The sequence below is a fragment of the candidate division KSB1 bacterium genome, from assembly GCA_022562085.1.
Lineage (GTDB): Bacteria > Zhuqueibacterota > Zhuqueibacteria > Oceanimicrobiales > Oceanimicrobiaceae > Oceanimicrobium.
The window spans coordinates 1-4,383 of record JADFPY010000366.1 but is presented as its reverse complement, the minus strand read 5'-3'; the positions used below and the strand labels follow the sequence as shown (position 1 = coordinate 4,383).

General features: G+C 44.8%; 4 protein-coding genes. 3 read left to right on the top strand and 1 reads right to left on the bottom strand.

The annotated features are described in order from the left end of the window. A partial coding sequence (locus tag IH879_20355) for a hypothetical protein (protein MCH7677281.1) occupies positions 1 to 218 on the top strand: 218 nt, incomplete at its 5' end. 70 nt (positions 219 to 288) lie between these two features. After that, the gene (locus IH879_20350) at positions 289 to 810 is read left to right on the top strand and encodes a T9SS type A sorting domain-containing protein (protein MCH7677280.1); all 522 of its coding nucleotides are present in this window, start codon (positions 289 to 291) and stop codon (positions 808 to 810) included. A 41-nt stretch (positions 811 to 851) separates the two neighbouring features. Here the strand turns inward: IH879_20350 and IH879_20345 are convergent, their stop codons facing one another. Next, positions 852 to 1,082 carry a hypothetical protein gene (locus IH879_20345; GenBank protein ID MCH7677279.1) on the bottom strand — a complete coding sequence of 77 codons (231 nt, stop codon included), beginning with the start codon at positions 1,080 to 1,082 and terminating at the stop codon, positions 852 to 854. Positions 1,083 to 1,156: 74 nt separating this feature from the next. Here IH879_20345 and IH879_20340 point away from each other — a divergent pair, with 74 nt between their 5' ends. Next, entirely contained in the window at positions 1,157 to 3,649 is a 2,493-nt protein-coding gene (locus IH879_20340) for a hypothetical protein (GenBank protein MCH7677278.1), read from the top strand. Positions 3,650 to 4,383: the final 734 nt, after the last annotated feature.

The window sequence follows — 4,383 nt, the reverse complement described above, 5'->3', positions numbered from 1 at the left end:
TGATTAATGCCATTAAAGACCAGCAAAAAATCATCGCAGCACAGAATGCAGAACTGCAGCGGATGAAAACCCAATTAGCCGAATTCGATGGCATGAAATCGAGGATGGCCAAAATAGAGGCGGCTTTGCAGAAGATGGAAATATTGACCGCGAAAAAAGAAAGTGAGAAGAAAAGTAGCACGAATGAAACTGCTTTAGTGGTTGAGGGAAGTGAATGAGCGTAAATCGAAAATATCGATACCATCGCTCAAAGCGATGGTATCGTTTGGTTCACTAAGGAGAATCACTATGACACCATTAAAAATAATTTTGGTATTGTGCTTTTTTAGCGCCGGTTTTGCCCAGGAAAAACCGCACAACACGCCAATTGTGCTGCGAAAAAGTGTCCTGAGCGCAGGCGGTGAGGAGTTCAGTGACGGCGAGTATCGAATCGTCGGCACGCTGGGTCAGCCGTTCATGTCGTCCGAGTCTAATGGGGTCGGTTTCTGGTACCTGGCGAGTCGGGAGCTCAACGTGGAGCTTGAGCAGAGCAGCTTGAATGTGCCTAAGGAGTTCCAGCTGCAGCAGAACTATCCGAATCCATTTAACCCGACCACGACCATCGAATTTGCCCTGCCGAAACGGTCGAGTGTCACTCTCAAACTGTTCGATATTTTGGGCCGCGAAATTGCGACCCTGGTTGACGCCGAGCTTGAATCCGGCGTGCACAAAATAAACTTTGATGCCCAGGATTTGGCAAGCGGAATTTATTTCTACCGGATTCATGCAGAAGGATTTCTGAAAACGAAGAAACTCATGTTGCTAAAATAGTAGTCCGACGAAAGGCGAAGGCTTCAAAGCTTTCGCCTTTTTTATTTAGGCCCTGCGGTGGCAATAGGTTCCCGCTTGCCATGGGTTGCAGTTTTCAGGTTTATTGCCCGAAGGCGTCCATTCGACAAGCTCAGGACATGCCCCGCCGAGGGCCGCTGGAGGCTCGGCGGGGACGCCTTCGCACTATTTTTCGGGGATTCCGCGTTTTTTTGCAACAGCCTTCTTCGCAGGAATGACATGTAGCTCGAACCCCTCTCTGATTTATTTCTCATTTACCTTTTGCTCCTTGCCGATATTAACTCTTACAAATCAATTTTAAACTGAACAACATCAAAGGAGCAACACCATGAACAAAAATATTTTAATCAGCTTTTTCGCAATCATTTTTTTGTTAATCGCCGGAGCGTTACCCCCAACATTCGCGCAAGAAAATCCGGACGGCAAAGGTCAATTGACTGTGCCGTGGGATGAGTTCAAAAAGTTACTGCAGCTTCGTCAGGATGAAGTTGTCCTGCCCCTGGAGACTTTTGAAAAGCTGCTGGTCCAGACCGGCGCAATCACAGCGCCGCAGCACATTTTAAAAAATGGCGACGTTGTTTTAAGCCGGGCTGAATTCAAAAAACTCGTCGACCAAATGAAGCCGCCAACTGTCACAGGTACCCAGCCCCCATTTGATTATTTGATTACCAAGGCCACTTACTCCGGCAAAATGAAAAAGAATAATACCTCCTTTACCGGAACCTTTCATGTGCACGTCATGAAAAAAGGCGTCTATTTGAAAGTGCCGATTCTTCCACAAAACATCGCCCTGGAAGACGTTCGGATTGCCGGAAACCAGGCGCTGGTGGTCAGGGAGAATGGCTATCACAATGTCATTTTAACGAAACCGGGTGAGAATATCGTGATCGCTTCATTTTCCTTAAAGTCATCATTTGAAAAGGGACCGCACAAACTTGACCTCATGATTCAGCAGACACCGATTACGCTGTTCAATCTTTCCATTCCGCTAAAAAATATCGATGTTGAAATCCCGCAGGCCCAGCAAGTGGTGACAAGCGAAAGCAATGGTACGAGCAACATATCAGCGATTATCGCACCGGGACGGTCGATTAGCGTCCGCTGGCGAAAACAGGCCGCGCCCACAGAAAAACTGCCGCCCAAACTTTACAGCGAACTCCATCATCTCATTTCCATCGAAGATGATGTTTGGAAAATAAATTCAACTGTCCAGCTCAACATTCTTCACAGCGAAATGGATCGGGTTCGGTTTGAGATTCCCCAGGGCGTGAATATCCTCAGGGTTTTTGGCGAAGGTGTTGGAGAATGGCAGGAAGTTGTGCAGAACGATCAGCGTATTCTGCTCGTGCCTTTTACTTACGCTAAAAAAGGCGGCGCCACAATCAATGTCTCAGCAGAAATGCCGCTGTCTGCAGAAGGCTCTGTAAACGCCTTTTCAGGACTGCAGGTCCTCGACACGATTCGTGAAATTGGCTTTATCGGTATTGAGCTGAACACCAGCGCTGAAGTAAAAGTGACCGACAGCGAAGGACTTGAAAGAGTTCCGGTACAGAAACTACCCGCCGCACTTTATAATAAATCGGTTAAGCCCCTCATTCTCGGGTTTAAGTATTTGAAGCACCCGTATGATCTGGCTTTGAATATTCAAAAGCACGACAAAATAGCGGTACCGGTTGCCACCATAAATTCTGCAAATGTTGTTACGCTTTTTACCGAAGATGGTAAAATCGTTCACCGTCTGGTCTACCAGGTTAGAAACAGCGCCAAACAGTTTCTTGAAATTCAGTTGCCGGAAAACGCGCAAGTCTGGAGTGTGTTCGTCGGGAATCAGCCCGTTGAGTGCTCTCTCAATGACGGGGGCAAACTTCTGGTGCCACTCATCCGTTCCCGCACCCAAAATAATCGTCTCGATACTTTTCCCGTTGAAGTGCTCTACTGCATGGTGGATGAAAGTTTTTCTCCATTAAGTTTGCGAAAATCGAGTCTTCCAAAAGTCGATGTGTTGGTTAGTCAGTTGATCTGGTCGGTTTATCTTCCGAACGATTATTCTTACATCTATTTCACCAGCACTTTGGAGAAAGAAGAGATCATTCGTGGCTTGAATCTTTTTTCAAGCGTCAAAAGGGAGTATGATGAAAGCACCATGAGACAATTAGCTGACGAGATCGCATCAATGCCCACTTCAAAGGAACATTACAATGAGGAGTTAAAGAAGGCATACAAAAGAGACGACTATCGCAGCCAATTTAGAAACCAGTCGATACCGGAAGAGCAGATGGCCAGCCAGGTTGGGGCCGAACTCGAATTCGGGCGCCGTTTGGAGGGACTCAAGCAAAGTCAAACGGCAACAATGCCGCTATCCAAAGATAAAGTCGCCACCGGTGTGTTGCCCATCCAAATACAAATACCCACCGGCGGCCAGGTTTACCGGTTCGCAAAAACCATCATTACGGACGAAGACCCGCTTACCATGAGTGTAGTCTATACCCAAGCCTGGGTGATAAGCTTCGTTAAATGGCTGATTTACGCTTTGATAGTCTGGGTGTTTTATCTTAAGAGGAAAGACTTGCAAAAACTCCTGCAAAGATTCAAAGCCGGTTTTTCAGGTTTGGTGGGTTTTTACGAAAAGCACGAATCAAGAATTAAGCAAGCGTTGCAATCTATGATGACGCCTTTTGTACTCCTGGGCTTGTTCATTGTATTTTGGTTTTTATTTAAACCACTGGCGCTTATGATTTTCTTCTTTTTGTGGCTGAGTGTGGTCTATCAATTTTTTCTCAATAGACAGAAAAAGGCCATTAAAATTGAAGTGACAGAATAAGCTGCCAAGACGTTGCCTAAAATGTGCCCCCGGATTTTCGAACTCCGGGGGTATTTGTTTATCTTAAAAAGAAAAAAATAAAGTGTAGTCAAATTTATTTTTTTGGTTAATTACCTTGAAAATACCCAAAGAGTTTTTTATTATAACCAAATAACCATCATTGGGCGATGACCAAAGGCGAGGAGAGTCTGAAGCTCGAGCTGCCTCGTCGCGTAACTGAAGATCGAGATAGCATCCCGCCTCCACCCGGGCCAACGTTTCCACACAATTTGCGCCGCCCACCCACTTCCGAAAATAACTAACTCACAGTGAACTCGCATTTTCCGCTTGTTATTCTTCTCTTTTCTGCTTAATTTTAACGCGTTTTAATTCCACTTAGCTTCTAAATACTGTTTTTAGACATCTGCAAAATAGGACACAGAGAACACTGAGGAGCACAGAACTCACAGAGAAAAGCAATTAAATAAATGATAAGAGATGGCCGACATGGAAGAATTAAATGCTCTTTCTGAAAGACGGAATCATTATAAAAATAAATTAAAATCTCTGAGTTCTTTGTACTACAAATCTGCAACATTGTGTTTTTTTAGCAAAGTTTTGGTAACCAAGATAAATACACATGGATTGCCGAAGCTCCACGGGGTTTAAATAAAAAATAATATAGCCACGGATTCGCACGGATAAAGCACGGATTTAATAAATGGAGTTTAAATTTTACTTTTTTAACTTACAAA

Excerpts from the sequence above, each read along its gene's own strand:
- IH879_20340 (MCH7677278.1), top strand. The coding sequence starts at position 1,157 with ATGAACAAAAATATTTTAATCAGCTTTTTCGCAATCATTTTTTTGTTA.
- IH879_20350 (MCH7677280.1), top strand. The coding sequence starts at position 289 with ATGACACCATTAAAAATAATTTTGGTATTGTGCTTTTTTAGCGCCGGT.
- IH879_20345 (MCH7677279.1), bottom strand. The coding sequence starts at position 1,082 with ATGAGAAATAAATCAGAGAGGGGTTCGAGCTACATGTCATTCCTGCGA.